Raw genomic sequence first — 16,330 nt, 5'->3', positions numbered from 1 at the left:
TGAGCCCGGAGCCGTGCTCGCAGCACCGAGGGGCGCCGGTGGGTGAGCGGGTTCCGGGCGTCCGCTACTCGGCGATTCCCGCGGCCCGCAGGCTCTCCGGGTCCTGGAACATGTCCTTGAAGTACTTCGAGCGGGTCGGAGCCACGACCACCGGCGTCGCGGGCCTTGGCGAGGGAGGAGCGCGCACGGGAAGAGAAGCCCTCGGCGTCCGCCGTCCCGGCCCGATCCCGGTGGAGGAGGAACTGGGTCTTCGGGTCGCGGTGGACGAGAGGCCCGGGGACGCCGGAGAACTCGGCGACGGAGAACTTCGCCGCGGAGATGTCCAGCGCCCGGTCGGCCGAGGCGCAGAAGCGCTCCGCGCCGTCCCGGAAGGCTTCCTGGACCCCCACCGGGAGGGATGAGTGGGCCGGTCGCGTCATCAGTCGCGGGATACGTCCGGAGAGGGTGACGTGCCGGAAGACGCAGGCGAACGGCGACACCCGCTCGCCGGAAGCGAGGTCGTGCACGGAGACGTCGTTGAACCGCACACCGTGCAGCACACCGCCGGCCCGGCAGTCACGCAGGGAGAGATCGTGCACTCTCAGCCCGGACTCCGGGTCCTCGTACTGGGCCAGGCTCCCGCCCTGGAAGGTGCAGCGTCCCCTGCCCCGGACGGGGTTTCCACGGGACTGCCCCGATGGTTGCCCCGGCGTACCTGGACGCCGTACGTCGCAGCGGGTGCCATGGGAGCGCCGTATCCGGTCCGGGACGACGCCCCGGGACCGGCCGAACTCTCCCGAGGACCGCAATGCGCGAACGCAAGGAGCGGATGTCCGACGCCGCTCACCTCCTGCAAGCCGTCGCCGCACAGCGAAACGAGGCGGCCTCCCCGGCCAAGCTCCTCGCCTCGGCCAAGCCGATGACGGCCGACGCCATGCGCTTCCTCCAGCGCGCGGCGGGCAACACGGCGGCGACGCGGCAGCTGGCTGTGCAGCGGGCCCCCAAGGAGGGCAACAACTGGGACGAGTCGCTGGTGTTCGACCATTCGGCGGACGCCAAGAAATACGGCCGGAACGTCTGGGGCTCCGCCATGGACCAGATGTCCAGCGGCAAGCGGCGGGCGCTCAGGGACTACACCGACGAGCCCAACAGTGACTTCGAGTTCGACTACCCCACCTACCGTGAGACCAACAAGTATCTCCGCGGGCAGCACGTCAAGAACGCCGGCAAAGACGGAATCGACAAGGTGAAGTCCCAGGTCAAGACGCTACGTGCGGCACTTGACGTGCAACCGATACCTGACAACGTGATCGTTTCCCGTGGCTCCGACTTCGTCCCCGACGGCATGGAGAACTCACCGTGGAAGCTTGAGGGGCGGAAGTTCACGGAACTCGGGTTCCTGTCCACCTCGCTGGGCTCGAAGCCCGTCGGGAACTACAAGCACAAGCGGTTCGTCTTCCGGTTCCGGGTGCCCGCGGGCACGCCCGCGATGTGGATGGAATACGTGTCGCACTACGGCTCGGGAGAGCTGGAGCTGCTGCTGAAGAACGACTGCAAGTACCGGGTCGACAAGGTCACCCCGGATGTGAACAAGTACGGCGAAGAGCAGTGGTACATCGACGCGACTATCCTGAAGCCTTCGAAGGAGCTCGCGGAGGCGAAGACCATGGAGGCCGCCAAGAAGACCGGCAAGCCCGGCGCGCACCACGGTGGCGGCCACCACCCCGCGCCGGGGCCGTCGTCCCAGCACCACGCATCAGGGTCGTCGTCCCACCACTACGCACCGGCGCCGTCGTCTCACCACCACTCGTACTCGGGACACAAGTACTAGCCGGTGGGGGCGGCGGGCCGCTCCAGGGGGAAACGGCCGACGCGGCACCACATCGAGCGCGCGGGAACGTCGACGCGCTGTAAGAGCACCAGCAGCAGGAACGGACGGCTGAAATTCACCATGAGTGACGGACGAGCGAACAATCCGCGCTTCGACGAGCGACTCTCCTTCACCCCCGAGCCGGGTGGCCCGGTCGACTACGCGAGCACGGCCGACGGCCCGGTCCAGTACGTGGAGGTCGTCGACGGGCAGGGCACCCTCGGCTATCTGTGGTTCCAGGACGCGTCCGACGCCGCCGACTTCATCCCGCGTGCCGACCGGGGTGTCGAAGGGATGAAGGCGGGAGTGGAGTGGGGCCGCAGGCTGCGCGCCCACAAGGAGAGCGGTCTTACGCCGTCGCGAGCCGTCGCCGAACTCTCGGCCGAGACCGCTGTTCCTGCGGGTCACGTCGCTCCGGGGGGCCCGTCCGAGGCCGCGAGCGACTCCGCCCTGCGGGCTCTCGCCCGCGGCCGGTGACTTCGTGGTCTCCGGCCATCGCCGGCGGACGCCTCACCAGCCCCCCAGCGGACCTCTCATGAGAAACGAGATCACCTTCGGGCCGGATGCCTCGCCGGTCAAGGTCCCGCTCGTCAAAGCGGTGTTCAGGGACGTGACCCCGATGCACGTCTCCCGGTCGGCCGCGTGGACCGCCGCGTCGGTGACGCGGACAGTGCTGACGGAGATCATCGACGGCGCGAGGAGAGCGGCGGCGGAGGAGGCCCGGAAGAAGCTGGTTCCGGGCGACCTTCTCGCGGCGATCGACCGGAACGTCGAGCTTGAGGTGGGCACCCACTGGTACCACCACAGCCCGACGTTTCGGGGTCTGACCGGTGTCCTGTACGACGCCGAGGGTGTCGTCGTACCTTCTCGTCAGCGCCGCGGGCCGCGCAGACCGAGTGCTGTGGCCGGCGCCCACAGGTTCGAGGCCGGGATCAGGAGGCTGCTGCGGAGCCGAGGGGTGACGGCCGTCCCGGCGATGGTCCGCGACCTGGACGGCATCGCGAGCGTGTTCCTGACGGATCTCGCCCGGGACGCGGCCGGGGTCGTCCGCGGGGGTTCCCTCCGGGCCCCGGCCGACCGTATCGGGGACGGACGGACCATCGGCAGGGATGACGTGCTGACCGCCACCACGATCCAGTTGTTCGGTGGCGCTCTCAGGCAGCAAGCCCTCGCCGGGGCAGGCGTGGCGGCGCGGGACACTTCGGTCGGCTGAGCGGGAGCGGGTGCGGGTGCGGCGCGGGGGTGGTGCGACCGATGTCGCCGCCCGCAACCCCACCTGGTGCTGCCGACCGGGCAGTTGAGACGTTCTCCCATGGCCTCCTGTGCCGACTCGGATCGTTCCGCGTCCGGGACGTAGGCGGGCAGGGCGGCGTGGCTGTCGCGCACGGCCTCGCCGCCGTACTCGAACCTCTGCCGCTCGTAGCTGGCGACCGCGGAGAGGAGGTCCTGACGGCTGGTGCGACCACCCGGATGGACAGCAGGGTGCTGTTGTCCGGGTCGGCCTGTTCGATGAGCGCCCGCAGGTCCGGGTGCCGGCCCGGCAGATCCGCGACCAGTACCTGAGATACCCCGGAGTCTCCCGGGCCGCGCTGGGCATGGTCCCGACCAACCACCTCCGGAACCGGGCACGACCGGTTCGAGTTCACCCTCGGAATGATGGTCGACAACCTCCCCCGGTCCCGCCTGAAGTGACGTGGCCGCCTGGATCACCCTCACTTGACACCCGTAACCAACAGGCGTTCACTTAATTCACCAACACTTGTTCAGTCATGTGGTCGACAAGTGTGCGCCGATGAGAGGGGCGTCATGCGCATCGCAGTGCAGAAGAACGAGGCAGCGCGCGGAGAGCGGGTCCTCGTGCCGGTGGCGAGCCTCTGATGGGCGGCTACATCGCCCTCGAAGAGGCCATCGCCCTCCCCGGGCTCGCCGAGCGGCGGCCGCCGTTCCCCCCGCCGGACAACATCGCCCCCGAGTTCTACGCCGACATGGCCGCGCGGCTCCCGGACGTCAAGGAGCTGCGGCTGCCGGACATGGATGCCAACGGCATCGCGACACAGGTGCTGTCGCTGACCGTGCCGGGCATCGAGGCCGACGCCGACCCGGTCCGGGCGGTGGAGAACGCCCGCTACGTCAACGAGTCCCTCGCCGGGATCGTGGCGGCGCACCCCGGCCGGTTCGCGGCCTTCGCGGCGCTCCCGCTCCAGGATCCGGCCGCGGCTGTCATCGAACTCCGCCGTGCGGTGAGCGAGTTCGGGTTCAAGGGTGTTCTCGTCAACGACCATGTGCAGGGGAGGTATCTCGACGATCCGCTGTTCGACGCGGTCTGGGCCGCGCTGGCCGACCTCGGCGTGCCGCTCTATCTGCACCCGGGGATGCCACCGGCCGACTCGTGGCATGTGCTCTCGGGGCACCCGGAGATGGACGGCGCGCTGTGGAGCTGGCAGGCGACGACCGGCGGGCACGCCCTGCGCGTGGTGCTCTCCGGTGTCTTCGACCGCCATCCGAACGCGCGGATGATCCTCGGCCACGCGGGAGAGTTCCTTCCCTTCCAGCTCTCCCGGTTCGACTCGCGGTACGCCACGCTCACCCACCCACGCCCGCTGCGCCGTCTCCCGTCGGCGTACTTCGGCGAGAACGTGCTGGTCACGACCAGCGGTGTGCTCTCCCCCGCTGCCGTCGAAGCACTTGTGAGGGTGCTCGGCGCGGACGCCGTCCTGTTCGCGGTCGACTACCCGTACGAGCGGACGAGCGCCGCCGTCGCCGCTCTCGAGGGCACCGCCCTCACACAGGCCGAGAAGGACAAGATCGGAGCGGGCAACGCCCGTCGCCTGCTGGGACTGTGAGGGGGCATCATGAAACTGTTCGTCACCGGTGCGCCCGGGTTCATCGGGTCCGCCGTCGTCCCCGAACTGCTCTCGGCGGGCCATCAGGTTCTCGGTCTGGCCCGCGGTGACCTCGACGACCTCGACGCGCTGCGCACCGGCGCCCGCGCGGCCACCGGCGTCGTGCACCTCGCCTTCGTCCACGACTTCGGCGACTTCGGCGACTTCGCCAAGGCCGTACGTACGGACCGTGCCGCGATCGACGCGATCGGTGCGGTACTGGCCGGAACGGGCAAGCCGTTCGTCGCCGCCGCCACCGTCCCGGCCGTCCCCGGCAGGGCCGCCACGGAGGAGGACGACCCGCAGGACACCGGGCCCCTGGCGGGGCGGGCCCAGAACGCGCGCGCCGTGCTCGCCCTGGCGGCGCGGGGTGTGCGTTCCGCCGTCGTACGGCTGCCGCACACCGTCCATGCCGAGGGCGGACGCGGAGGGTTCGCGGGTGCGCTCTTCGACCTGGCCCGGCGCGGCGGCGTGTCCGGCTACGTGGGAGACGGTTCCGCCCGCTGGCCCGCTGTCCATGTCCGCGACGCCGCCCGGCTCTTCAGGATCGCCGTGGAGGAAGCCCCCGCGGGCAGCGTGCTGCACGCCGTGCACGAGGAGGGCGTCACCCTGCTGGACACGGCGACGGCGATCGGACGGGCGCTGAGCGTCCCCGTCCGGTCCGTCGAGGCGGACGCGCTCGGGTTCCTCGGACACCTCGCCACCGTGGACAAGCCGGCATCGAGCGCACGCACGCGGCAGCGGTTCGGGTGGTCCCCGTCCGGCCCGCGTCTGCTGGCCGACCTGGATCCTGAGGGCGCCTGACTCTGACTCGTCCCCCAAAGATGCGGTGAACGACCGAGAAGGCGAGGGTTTCCGCTTGCCGTGGCGCCGGGCGGTCAGAGGCGGAGCAGGTCGGTCGAGACCGCCCAGAGGCGCTCTGCGGTGGCGGGATCGAGCGCCCATTCCTTGACCCCGTGCGGGTGCTGTGCGAGGTCGGCGTCGTTCGTCACGATGCAGGCCTCCCGCCCGTCGTCGAGGTAGTGACCTCCGGAGCGCGCGAACTGCGGGGCGACGGCCGCGACGATGCTGGTGGCAGCCCCCTGCTCGACCGTCTTGTAGGCGAAGACTCCGGCGGCTTCGGCCGCGTCGAGCGACTCCTTCTGCCGTGCGGTGAAGTTCCGTTGCAGTCCCGTCGCGACACCGCCGGGGTTCACCGCGTTGGCGACGATGCCGTCGGATGCCCACAGCCGGCTCGCCTCGACGGCGAAGAGGGAGTTCGCCGTCTTCGACTGGGCGTAGGCGATCTGCGGATCGTAACCGCGCCGCTCGAAGTGGAGATCGTCGAAGTCGATACCGGCACGCATGTGCGCCGTCGAGCTGACCGAGACGATCCGTGCTCCGTCGCGGTCGGCCGCTCCGAGGGCCAAGGCGCCATGAAGGCCGGTGGCGAGCGCGAAGTGGCCGAGATGATTCGTCGCGAATTGCAGTTCCCAGCCCTCAGGCGTGCGTTCGAGCCCGCCGGTGACCACGCCCGCGTTGTTGATCAGCAGGTGCAGCGGACCGTCCCACGCGTCGACGAACCGTGTGACGGCGGCCCTGTCGGCAAGGTCGAGCCGGACGACTCGGGGCCGTGTCCCGCCGGTCGACTTCCCGATCGTCTCGGCGACGGTGTCCCCCGCCGTCGTGTTCCGGACAGCAAGCGTCACCTCCGCCCCGGCGGCGGTCAACGCGCGCGCGGTCTCGATCCCGATCCCGGAGGAGGCTCCCGTCACGATCGCGCGGACACCGGTGAGGTCGACGCCCCGCAGTACCTCGTCCGCGGTGCTGGCGGCGGTGAAGGGCGTGGAGACGGGTTCGCGAGCGGTCATGGCGGTCACTATACGTACTGAGCTTGGTTTGTATAGTTGGACTACCGCTCGTAGGGTCGGTCCATGACCAGGTCCACGACCAGCTCCACCACCGGCGACTCCCCGGCCGCCGTCACCGACACCGACCGCCGGACCATGGTTCTGGACTCCGCCATGGTCACGTTCGCCCGATTCGGCTACCGGAAGACCTCGATGGAGGAGGTGGCACGGGCCGCGGACATCTCCCGACCCGGGCTCTACTTCCTCTTCTCCTCGAAGGAGAGCCTGTTCCGCGCCGCCGTCACCCGGGCGCTGGAACGCGACATCGCAGCGGTCGAACACGTCCTGGGCGACACCGGCCGTCCTCTCGGAGAGCGCCTTCTCGATGCGTTCGACCACTGGGCCGGCCGCTACATCGGCCCGCTGGCCCGCGATGTGGCGGTGGTCATCGAGGACAACCCCGGCCTGCTGGGGGAGATCGCCGTGACCACGCCGCAACGCTTCGAGCAGCTGGTCACCGACGCGATCGCCGCCGAGACGGGACAGGTGACGGCCCGGCAGATCGCCCAGACGCTGATCAGCGCCTCGACCGGCCTGAAGCACCAGGCGGCGGCACAGGAGTTCTATCTCGAACGGCTGAAGGTCGCCATCGATCTCCTGATGCGCTGAATACGCCCGCCTCTTCTTTTAGTTTGAAAAACCAGCGAGAAAGAATTTTATACCTTGGTACCGTGGCCTCGACGCCGCTCGAAAAGAGGAGGAGAACGTGTTCACGGTGGAAGAAATACCGGAATTCCGTATCGCCTATCTGAGACGAACAGGTCCCTATGGGGAGGCGAACGGAATACAGATGGAGAAGCTGAAGTCCTGGGCCGCGGCGAACGGTCTGCTGAGCGCCGGCTCCGCCGTCCTGGGCATCGCCCGCGACGACCCCGCCCGCACTCCGCCCCGCGACTGCCGCTACGACACCTGTCTCGTACTGCCCGACGACACCGAAGTCCGCCACCCCGAGGTCCAGGCCGGTCATATAGCCGGTGGCCGCCACGCGGTCCTCACCACCGCGCACACCGCCGAGGGCCTCGCACACGCCTGGGCCGGCCTGTTCGACGGACTTGCCGCACAGTCCCTCACCTTCGACACCGCACGCCCCGTCCTCGAACGCTACCGGCCCGCCATGCTCGCCCGGCACCTGTGCGAGATCTGCGTCCCCGTTCTCTGACCCGGCCGGCGGCCCGTATCCCCCGCGGGGGCAATCGGACAGACGTCGCCCTGACCCGGGACCCGCTCACAGGTGCCGGTGCCCAGGTGGGTTCCTAGCCCATGTCGTCGGCGAGGGCGAGGCGGGCCGTGACGCGCTTGCCGACCGGCTCGCGCTGTGCCGTGAACTCCTGGGCGACGGCCCTCACGATCTCCAGGCCGTGCTGCCCGACGCGGGCGGCGTCCGCGGCTCGGGCGACGGGCAGCACCGGATCGCAGTCCCACACCGCGATCTCGACCATGTCGCCGGTGATGCGCAGGTCCAGCGCGGCCGGGCCGGGAGCGTACTTGCGGGCGTTGGTGACCAGCTCGCTCACCACCAGCTGCGTCAGATCCATCGCCCGCTGCGAGACGGGCAGACCGTGCTCGGCCCGCGCCCTGGTGAGGAAGTCGACGGCCAGCCCACGGGCGCGGGCGATGCCGGGGCCGCCCCCGTCCAACGCGGCCGTGGTCCTCAAACCCTGTCCGTCCGGCGTGATGCCGTCCTCGCCCACCGGCGCTGTCACCACTGCTGCCGTCCTCACTGACCAGATCCCGTCACGCGCGCATACCCCCGCTCGTGCGGAGCACGCCCCGCACCTTGTCGGCTCGTCCGCGCCGTGCGGGGCGGTACTGCCGGGCGAGGTCGCGGTGTGCCAGTATCACCCGCATGGCCGAAGGACACACGACAGACACCCAAGCCGCCGCCCAGGCACCCCAGCCGGTCGGGCTGTCGGTCACCGCCACCACCTGCGACGACGTCCGCGTCCTGACCCTGGCCGGGGAGATCGACCACGACACCGGCGAGACGCTCCGCCGGGCCCTGGAGGCCCCCGGACCCGCCCGCGTCGCGGTCGACATGCGGCAGGTCACCTTCATGGACTCCAGTGGCATCAACCTGCTCCTCAACGGCCACCACGCCGCCACAGCGGCGGGAGGCTGGCTGCGCCTGGCCGCCCCGTCCCCCACGGTGCTGCGCACCTTGCAGATCGTCGGCGTCGACGAGGTCATCGGCTGTCATCCCACCCTCCCCGACGCCCTGGGCCGCTGAGCGTCGCCGCCGGCGTCTTGGGGCTCGCGGCGGCCGTCCGGCGCACGGCCGCCTCACACGTCACGCCGGAGACGCCGGAGCGACGCCGCCGGCCCGTCCTCCAAGTCGCCCGCTCCGACCGCCCCTCCGTGCCGCCGCTCTGCCGGGTGACTCCGGGGGATCTGGCCGGTCGGGCGCCCGGGTCTCTGGTCTAAGCTACGGAGTCGCGTTGCTCTCACAGAGCAGCACCGGGACTTTCAGGCAGCGGAAGCCCGGGTTTCGCGGCAGGTCCCTCGGGCCCGCCGGGGAACCGACACGTCGCGCGGAGTGTCCGCAGCGCTGGGGGCTGCCCTTCTGCTGAACCGGCATCGCGTGAACACACCCTCGGGGGGTTCACGTGAATGATCCGTGCGTGCGTGGCCAAGGGGATTTCGGGCATGGACGAGCGGGACGAGGATGCGCATGACCAGCGAGGGGACCAAGGCTGTCGAGGCCGTGCCGGACGCGCGGGAGCTGCGGCAGCTCCTGGCGGGTCTGACGGCCGTACGGGACGGTGACTTCGGCACCCGACTGCCCGAGGACGCCGCCGGTCTCATGGGCGACATCGCGACCGTGTTCAACGGCATGGTCGATCAGCTGTCCGTGTTCACCTCCGAGGTCACCCGGGTGGCCCGGGAGGTGGGTACGGAGGGGACGCTCGGCGGGCAGGCGGAGGTGCCCGGGGTGTCCGGGACCTGGGCCGTCCTCACGGATTCCGTCAATGCCATGGCGGGCAACCTGACCACGCAGGTCCGTGACATCGCCCAGGTGGCGACCGCCGTCGCCAAGGGCGACCTGTCGCAGAAGATCGACGTCCCGGCGCGCGGCGAGATCCTTCAGCTGAAGAACACCGTCAACACGATGGTCGACCAGCTCTCCGCCTTCGCCGACGAGGTCACCCGCGTCGCCCGCGAGGTCGGCACCGAGGGCCGCCTCGGCGGCCAGGCCAAGGTGCCCGGCGTCGCCGGTGTGTGGCGGGACCTCACCGACTCCGTGAACTTCATGGCGGGCAACCTGACCAGCCAGGTCCGCAACGTCGCCCAGGTGACGACGGCGGTGGCCAAGGGCGACCTCTCGCAGAAGATCACCGTGGACGCCCGGGGCGAGATCCTGGAGCTGAAGAGCACCATCAACACGATGGTCGACCAGCTCTCCGCCTTCGCCGACGAGGTCACCCGCGTCGCCCGCGAGGTCGGCACCGAAGGCCGCCTCGGCGGCCAGGCCGACGTCAAGGGCGTCAAGGGCACCTGGCGTGACCTCACCGACTCGGTGAACTCGATGGCGGGCAATCTGACCAGCCAGGTCCGCAACGTCGCCCATGTGGCGACCGCCGTCGCCAAGGGCGACCTCTCGCAGAAGATCACGGTCGACGCCCGGGGCGAGATCCTGGAGCTGAAGACGACCATGAACACGATGGTCGACCAGCTCTCCGCGTTCGCCGACGAGGTCACGCGCGTGGCCCGCGAGGTCGGCACCGAGGGCCGCCTCGGCGGCCAGGCCGACGTCAAGGGCGTCTCCGGCACCTGGAAGGACCTCACCGACAACGTCAACGTGATGGCGTCGAACCTGACCGGGCAGGTCCGCTCCATCGCGCAGGTCGCCACCGCCGTGGCCCGGGGCGATCTGTCCCGCAAGATCACGGTGGAGGCCGAGGGCGAGATCGCGGCCCTGGCCGATGTGATCAACACCATGGTCGACACGCTCTCCGCGTTCGCGGACGAGGTCACGCGCGTGGCCCGCGAGGTCGGCACCGAGGGCCGCCTCGGCGGCCAGGCCCATGTGCCGAACGTGGCGGGCACGTGGAAGGATCTCACCGACAACGTCAACTCCATGGCGGACAACCTGACCGGCCAGGTGCGCAACATCGCGCTGGTGACGACCGCGGTGGCCCGGGGCGATCTGTCGAAGAAGATCGACGTCGACGCGCGCGGCGAGATCCTGGAGCTGAAGACCACCATCAACACGATGGTCGACCAGCTCTCCGCGTTCGCCGACGAGGTCACCCGCGTCGCCCGCGAGGTCGGCACCGAGGGCCGCCTCGGCGGCCAGGCCGAGGTGGAGGGCGTCTCCGGCACCTGGAAGCGGCTGACAGAGAACGTCAACGAGCTGGCGGGCAACCTGACCCGCCAGGTGCGGGCGATCGGCGCCGTGGCCAGCGCCGTAGCCGAGGGTGATCTGACCCGGTCCATCACCGTGGAGGCGTCCGGCGAGGTCGCCGAGCTGAAGGACAACATCAACTCCATGGTGGAGTCCTTGCGCGAGACCACCCGGGCCAACCAGGAGCAGGACTGGCTGAAGACCAATGTGGCGCGGATCTCCTCCCTGCTCCAGGGGCACCGGGACCTGCCGGTGGTGGCTGAGCTGATCATGGAGGAGCTGACACCGCTGGTGTCCGCCCAGTACGGCGCCTTCTACCTCGCCGAGGACGGGGAGCGCGGCCCCGAGCTGCGGCTGGTCGGCTCCTACGGCCGGGCCGAGGACGACATCCGGCCCACCCGCTTCTCCTTCGGCCGCTCGCTGGTCGGCCAGGCCGCCCACAGCCGCCGTACCATCGCCGTCGGCGACCTGCCTGCGGGATACGTCACCATCTCCTCCGGGCTGGGCCAGGCCGTTCCGCGTGCGCTGATCCTGCTGCCGATCCTGTTCGAGGACCAGGTCCTCGGCGTCATCGAGCTGGCGTCGCTCACCGCGTTCACGCCGGTCCACCAGGACTTCCTGGAGCAGCTGCGCGAGGCCCTCGGCGTCAACGTCAACACGATCGTGGCGAACGCCCGTACCGACGAGCTGCTGGAGGAGTCCCAGCGGCTGACGGCAGAACTCCAGGCCCGCTCCGCCGAGTTGCAGTCCCAGCAGGACGAACTGCAGCGCTCCAACGCCGAGCTGGAGGACAAGGCGTCGCTGCTGGCGGACCAGAACCGCGACATCGAGGCGAAGAACCTCCAGATCGAACAGGCGCGGCGGGAACTGGAGGCACGGGCACAGCAGTTGTCGCTGGCCTCGAAGTACAAGTCGGAGTTCCTGGCGAACATGAGCCACGAGCTGCGCACCCCGCTCAACAGCCTGCTCATCCTCGCCCAGTTGCTGGCGCAGAACCCCTCGCGCAACCTCACGCCGAAGCAGGTCGAGTACGCGGGCATCATCCACTCGGCAGGCAGTGACCTGCTGCAACTCATCAACGACATCCTCGACCTTTCCAAGGTCGAGGCGGGCAAGATGGACGTCACTCCCGAGCGGGTGCCGCTGGACCGGCTCATCGAGTACGTGGAGGCCACGTTCCGGCCCATGACCACGCAGAAGGGCCTGGAGTTCGACGTCAGCACCGCGGCCGGTACGCCCGCGGACCTGCTCACCGACGACTCCCGGCTGCGGCAGATCCTGCGCAACCTGCTGTCCAACGCGGTGAAGTTCACCGAGCAGGGCAGCGTGGAACTGGCCATCGAGTCCGCCACGGACGACGAGGTGCCCGAGGGGGTCGTACGCGGCGGCGCCGTCGTGGCCTTCCGGGTCAAGGACACCGGCATCGGCATCTCGGAGCAGCACCTGGAGTCGATCTTCGGCGCCTTCCAGCAGGCGGACGGCACCACGAGCCGCAAGTACGGCGGCACCGGTCTGGGCCTGTCCATCACGCGCGAGATCGCCCATCTCCTGGGCGGCGCCGTGGTGGTGGACAGCACGCCGGGCCGGGGCACCACCTTCACGCTGTTCCTGCCGGTGGCCCGGCCCGACTTCGAGCGGCTGCCCCTCATCGGCCGTCCCGCTGAGCAGGCACCGGACGAACCGGCCGCTCTCGCCGGGCCGGTGACCGGAACGGTGCAGGCCGCCGGTCCGGCCCGGCAGCACCCGCGCCGGCTGCTCGTCGTCGAGGAGCGGTCCCGTGGGCTGCTGACCCTGGTCGCCGAGAGCGTGGTCGCGGACCTGTCCCGGCACAGCGCGGACGACGGCACCGCGCTGCCCGCGGTGGACGTCATCACCGCGGTGGGAGCGCAGGAGGCGGCGGGCGCGCTGGCGGCCAGGCCCTGCCACTGCGTCGTCCTGGACCTCGACATGCCCGAGGGCGAGGCGGACCGGTTCCTGACGGCGCTGCACAGCGACTCCGGGCTGACGGGTGTGCCCGTGCTCGTCCACGGCGGCCACCGTGCCGACGCGGGCTCGGGCGAGCTGCTGCGCCGGTACGGGGACGACGGGTCCGTGGAGTTCCTCTCCGGCCTGGACGAACTGCGCGAACGCATCGTCCTGCACCTGTCGGCCGAGGAACCCGGGGACGTGCTCTCCCTCGTACGGCCCGAGGAGCCCCATGACCTCGCGCCGCCTGTCGACGCGAGCTTCCGGGGCCGTACGGTCCTGGTCGTCGACGACGACGCGCGCAACCTCTTCGCGCTCAGCGGGATCCTGGAGATGTACGGCTTCCAGGTGCTGCACGCGGAGAACGGGCGCAAGGGCATCGACACCCTGCTCGGCAACCCCGGCATCGCGCTGGTGCTGATGGACGTGATGATGCCGGAGATGGACGGCTACACGGCCACGGCGGAGATCCGCAAGCTGCCCCGGTACGCCGATCTGCCGATCATCGCCGTCACCGCGAAGGCGATGCCGGGTGACCGGGAGAAGTCCCTGGCGTCGGGGGCGAGCGACTACGTCACCAAGCCCGTGGACGCGCACGACCTGATCGCCTGTGTCCGACGCTGGCTGTCCGCGTGAGCGAGCGAGCACCCTTCAGCCGAGGAGCATCCGCATCGTGAGCACCACCGAAGAACCGCACGGGCCGCGGGACACCGAGCACCGCCCGGAGCCGGTCGCGCCCGTCCTGCCGGCCGCCCGCGGCGCCTCGGCGCCGCCGGACGCGCCCGGCCCCGCACCGGCCTCGCCCGTCGGCAGGCTGGCCGCCACGGTGGAACGGCTGCGCCGCGAGGTGCGCAGCGCGCAGGCGGAGGCGGAGGGCCGGGCCCTGGTCGAGATGGCCAAGGGCATCCTGGTCGAGCGGCTCGGGTGCGGTCCGGCACAGGCGGCCCGGCAACTCGCCGAGCTGACCGCGCAGGCCAGGATGACGACGCTGGAGTTCGCGGTCGAGGTCATCAACCAGGCCGCCCGGGACCGGGTGGCGGAGGTCACGGACGCCTTCCTGGCCGCCGCCGGTGGCGCGGTGGAGCGCGACACCGCCGCCGTACGGCTGCGGGCGGCCGAGAGCGGGGTGCTGGCGGCCGACGACACCCAGGCCGTCGCCGACTCCCTGCTGGAGCACGCGTTGCGTCCGCTGGGCGCGGTGGCCGTGGCCGTGTGGGCCGCGGGCGCCGACGGCTCGCTGACCCTCGTCGGCAGCGCCGGGTTCTCCCCGGCGGATGCCACCCGATGGCGGTACGTCCCGCCGGAGGTGGCGACGGTGGCGCGCCGCGCCCTGACCGAGCGGGCCGGGCAGTGGCTGCCTTCGCTCTCCGGAACGGGGCTGCCGACCATCGGCCGGCACGCGCACCCGGACGGCGGCCGGGTCGCGGTCCCCGCGGGCACCGGCGGCCGCATCCACGGCGTGCTGGAGATCGCCTGGCCCGAACCGCTCGAACCCCAGCCGCCGCAGATCGTCCGGCAGGTGGACGCCCTGGCCGAGCTGTGCGCGCACACCCTGGAGACGTACACGCTGCACCGGGACGCGGGACACGAGCCGGGGATCCTGCCGCCCACGGCCGAACTGATGGACCTGGCGGACGGGTTGCACGATCCCGCCCTGGTCCTGGTCCCGCACGTCGACGGCTCCGGGCAGTTGGTCGACTTCCGCATCCAGCACGTCAACAGCCGCTTCCTGGACCCGGCGGGCCGCCCCCGCGCGGTCGTCAACGGGGCGTTGCTGCTGGAGGCGTATCCCATGGCCGCGGGCAAGAGCGAGCTGTTCCAGCGGGTGGAGCGGGTGTGGGCCACGGGCGAGCCGTTCCGGGCCCGGCGCATGCAGCTGATGTCGCTGGTCGACCAGGTGCCGCTGTCGACGGTCGCGGACATCAGCATCAGCCGGCACGGCAGCAGCGTCCTGCTGCTCTGGCGCATCGAGGACGAGACCGCACGGCTGGCGAGCCTCCTCCAGCACGCCCAGCGCCTGGGCCGTATCGGCGGCTTCGAGGAGAACCTGCTCACCGGGGAGATCACCTGGAACGACCAGCTGTTCCACCTGTACGGGCGTGAACCGGCCGGTTCGCCGGTGCCTCTGGAGGAGTTGCCCCAGCACGCGCACTCCGACGACGCGGTGCCGCTCGGCAGGTTCCTGCGGACGGTGCTGCACCAGCGCAGGCCGGCCTCCGCGGCGTTCCGTCTGCAACGGCCCGACGGGGTGACCCGGCACATCCGGGTGGTCGCGGAGCCGGTGCTGGACACCGACGGCCGGCTGTTCGCCGTCCGGGGCGCCTACCAGGACATCTCCGCCCAGCACTGGACGGAGGTCGCGCTCGCCGCCACCCGGGACCAGCTCGCCCACACCGAGCAGCAGGCGACCGAGCGCAACCGGCTGACCCTGCAACTGCAGCACGCCATCATGCCGCCGACGCAGGCTCCGCTTCAGGTGTCGGGGCTGGAGATCGCCGTGCGCTACCGGCCGGCGGAGACCGAGCACCTGGTGGGCGGCGACTGGTACGACACCGTGGTGCTGCCGTCCGGGCTGGTGCTGCTGTGCGTGGGCGACGTCGCCGGGCACGGCATCGAGGCCGCGACCAGCATGGTGGTGCTGCGCAACGCCCTGCGCGGGCTCGCCGTGACCGGGGCGGGGCCCGGCCAGTTGCTGTCGTGGCTGAACATCGTGGCGCACCACCTCACAGGCGCGGTCACCGCCACCGCGGTCTGCGCGCTGTACGACCAGGACCGCCGGGTCCTGCGGTGGGCGCGGGCGGGCCACCTTCCGCCCGTGCTGGTCCGCGGGCCGGAGGCCACTCCCCTGCCGCTTATCAAGGGCCTGCTGCTGGGCGCGGTGCCCGACGCCGTGTACGAGGAGGCGGAGCTGGAACTGGCGTCCGGGGACACCGTGCTGATGTACACCGACGGGCTGATCGAGCGCCGGGACCGGAGCGTGGAGGAGTCCCTGGCCCACCTGCTGGCCACGGCCCGGACGGCGCCGAGGACGCTGGACCAGCAGCTCGACCGCCTGCTGACCTACAGCAAGTCGGACACGGACGACGACACCTGCGTCGTCGGCACCCGGGTGGTGTAGGCCGGGACGGCTGTCCCGCACACCTCCGGCGGCCGGCCTCCCGTGTGTGTGGTGCGTTCGGGCGCGTGTTTCAGCGTACGGGCCGGGGCCAGGGAGGGCGTCGCGGGCCGAGCGCGGTCAGGGCCGCCCGGTCGCGCGAGCCGCCCGGTCCGCCACGGCCACCACCTCTCCTCGTTCCTCGGCGGCCGTCCTGGGGCACGTCCCCGGCGTCCGCCGCCGCAGGCGCACCGGCGCCTGAACGGCGCGGCACCGGCGCCGCTCCCGAGGAGCAGCGCGAGGAGCGGC

13 protein-coding genes are annotated in these 16,330 nt (G+C 71.1%); 11 read left to right on the top strand and 2 right to left on the bottom strand.

From position 1 onward, the window contains the following. Positions 1 to 116 precede the first annotated feature (116 nt). From R4Z62_RS33545 to R4Z62_RS33520, 6 genes are all read left to right on the top strand, one after another. Complete coding sequence (locus R4Z62_RS33545) at positions 117 to 401, top strand: hypothetical protein (protein WP_491521799.1); 285 nt, start codon at positions 117 to 119, stop codon at positions 399 to 401. 386 nt (positions 402 to 787) lie between these two features. Next, positions 788 to 1,810, top strand: a complete 1,023-nt coding sequence (locus R4Z62_RS33540) for an ADP-ribosyltransferase (protein ID WP_064537128.1) — start codon at positions 788 to 790, stop codon at positions 1,808 to 1,810. 120 nt (positions 1,811 to 1,930) lie between these two features. Next, positions 1,931 to 2,326 carry a hypothetical protein gene (locus R4Z62_RS33535; RefSeq protein WP_079159214.1) on the top strand — a complete coding sequence of 132 codons (396 nt, stop codon included), beginning with the start codon at positions 1,931 to 1,933 and terminating at the stop codon, positions 2,324 to 2,326. A 58-nt stretch (positions 2,327 to 2,384) separates the two neighbouring features. Then, positions 2,385 to 3,062 (top strand): hypothetical protein, encoded by a 678-nt coding sequence (locus R4Z62_RS33530; protein ID WP_491521798.1) that lies wholly within the window; start codon positions 2,385 to 2,387, stop codon positions 3,060 to 3,062. 664 nt (positions 3,063 to 3,726) lie between these two features. After that, positions 3,727 to 4,692 (top strand): amidohydrolase family protein, encoded by a 966-nt coding sequence (locus R4Z62_RS33525; protein WP_491521797.1) that lies wholly within the window; start codon positions 3,727 to 3,729, stop codon positions 4,690 to 4,692. Positions 4,693 to 4,701: 9 nt separating this feature from the next. Further along, the gene (locus tag R4Z62_RS33520) at positions 4,702 to 5,535 is read left to right on the top strand and encodes an NAD-dependent epimerase/dehydratase family protein (RefSeq protein ID WP_491521796.1); all 834 of its coding nucleotides are present in this window, start codon (positions 4,702 to 4,704) and stop codon (positions 5,533 to 5,535) included. A gap of 74 nt (positions 5,536 to 5,609) precedes the next feature. Here the strand turns inward: R4Z62_RS33520 and R4Z62_RS33515 are convergent, their stop codons facing one another. Next, the gene (locus R4Z62_RS33515; RefSeq protein WP_491521795.1) at positions 5,610 to 6,581 is read right to left on the bottom strand and encodes an SDR family NAD(P)-dependent oxidoreductase; all 972 of its coding nucleotides are present in this window, start codon (positions 6,579 to 6,581) and stop codon (positions 5,610 to 5,612) included. A gap of 153 nt (positions 6,582 to 6,734) precedes the next feature. Here R4Z62_RS33515 and R4Z62_RS33510 point away from each other — a divergent pair, with 153 nt between their 5' ends. Together R4Z62_RS33510 and R4Z62_RS33505 are read left to right on the top strand one after the other, a co-directional pair. Continuing rightward, on the top strand, positions 6,735 to 7,229 hold the full coding sequence (locus R4Z62_RS33510; protein WP_382845574.1) for a TetR family transcriptional regulator: 495 nt from the start codon (positions 6,735 to 6,737) through the stop codon (positions 7,227 to 7,229). Positions 7,230 to 7,326: 97 nt separating this feature from the next. After that, a complete protein-coding gene (locus tag R4Z62_RS33505; RefSeq protein ID WP_382845523.1) occupies positions 7,327 to 7,779 on the top strand; it encodes an AraC family transcriptional regulator in 453 nt (150 codons plus the stop codon). A 94-nt stretch (positions 7,780 to 7,873) separates the two neighbouring features. Here the strand turns inward: R4Z62_RS33505 and R4Z62_RS33500 are convergent, their stop codons facing one another. Further along, positions 7,874 to 8,323, bottom strand: a complete 450-nt coding sequence (locus R4Z62_RS33500; protein ID WP_491521794.1) for an ATP-binding protein — start codon at positions 8,321 to 8,323, stop codon at positions 7,874 to 7,876. Between the two features lie 143 nt (positions 8,324 to 8,466). Between R4Z62_RS33500 and R4Z62_RS33495 the strand changes: the two genes are divergently transcribed. The 3 genes from R4Z62_RS33495 (at position 8,467) to R4Z62_RS33485 (ending at position 16,045) form a co-directional block, all read left to right on the top strand. Beyond that, on the top strand, positions 8,467 to 8,847 hold the full coding sequence (locus tag R4Z62_RS33495) for an STAS domain-containing protein (protein WP_355484025.1): 381 nt from the start codon (positions 8,467 to 8,469) through the stop codon (positions 8,845 to 8,847). 441 nt (positions 8,848 to 9,288) lie between these two features. Further along, a complete protein-coding gene (locus R4Z62_RS33490; protein WP_491521793.1) occupies positions 9,289 to 13,563 on the top strand; it encodes a HAMP domain-containing protein in 4,275 nt (1,424 codons plus the stop codon). Between the two features lie 37 nt (positions 13,564 to 13,600). Beyond that, positions 13,601 to 16,045 carry a SpoIIE family protein phosphatase gene (locus R4Z62_RS33485; protein WP_491521792.1) on the top strand — a complete coding sequence of 815 codons (2,445 nt, stop codon included), beginning with the start codon at positions 13,601 to 13,603 and terminating at the stop codon, positions 16,043 to 16,045. Positions 16,046 to 16,330: the final 285 nt, after the last annotated feature.

It is taken from the genome of Streptomyces sp. PL-25 (assembly GCF_058344915.1).
This window is presented reverse-complemented; position numbering and strand designations above follow the sequence as displayed.

Excerpts from the sequence above, each read along its gene's own strand:
- R4Z62_RS33490 (WP_491521793.1), top strand. The coding sequence starts at position 9,289 with ATGACCAGCGAGGGGACCAAGGCTGTCGAGGCCGTGCCGGACGCGCGG.
- R4Z62_RS33540 (WP_064537128.1), top strand. The coding sequence starts at position 788 with ATGCGCGAACGCAAGGAGCGGATGTCCGACGCCGCTCACCTCCTGCAA.
- R4Z62_RS33525 (WP_491521797.1), top strand. The coding sequence starts at position 3,727 with ATGGGCGGCTACATCGCCCTCGAAGAGGCCATCGCCCTCCCCGGGCTC.
- R4Z62_RS33535 (WP_079159214.1), top strand. The coding sequence starts at position 1,931 with ATGAGTGACGGACGAGCGAACAATCCGCGCTTCGACGAGCGACTCTCC.
- R4Z62_RS33530 (WP_491521798.1), top strand. The coding sequence starts at position 2,385 with ATGAGAAACGAGATCACCTTCGGGCCGGATGCCTCGCCGGTCAAGGTC.
- R4Z62_RS33520 (WP_491521796.1), top strand. The coding sequence starts at position 4,702 with ATGAAACTGTTCGTCACCGGTGCGCCCGGGTTCATCGGGTCCGCCGTC.
- R4Z62_RS33515 (WP_491521795.1), bottom strand. The coding sequence starts at position 6,581 with ATGACCGCTCGCGAACCCGTCTCCACGCCCTTCACCGCCGCCAGCACC.
- R4Z62_RS33510 (WP_382845574.1), top strand. The coding sequence starts at position 6,735 with ATGGTCACGTTCGCCCGATTCGGCTACCGGAAGACCTCGATGGAGGAG.
- R4Z62_RS33495 (WP_355484025.1), top strand. The coding sequence starts at position 8,467 with ATGGCCGAAGGACACACGACAGACACCCAAGCCGCCGCCCAGGCACCC.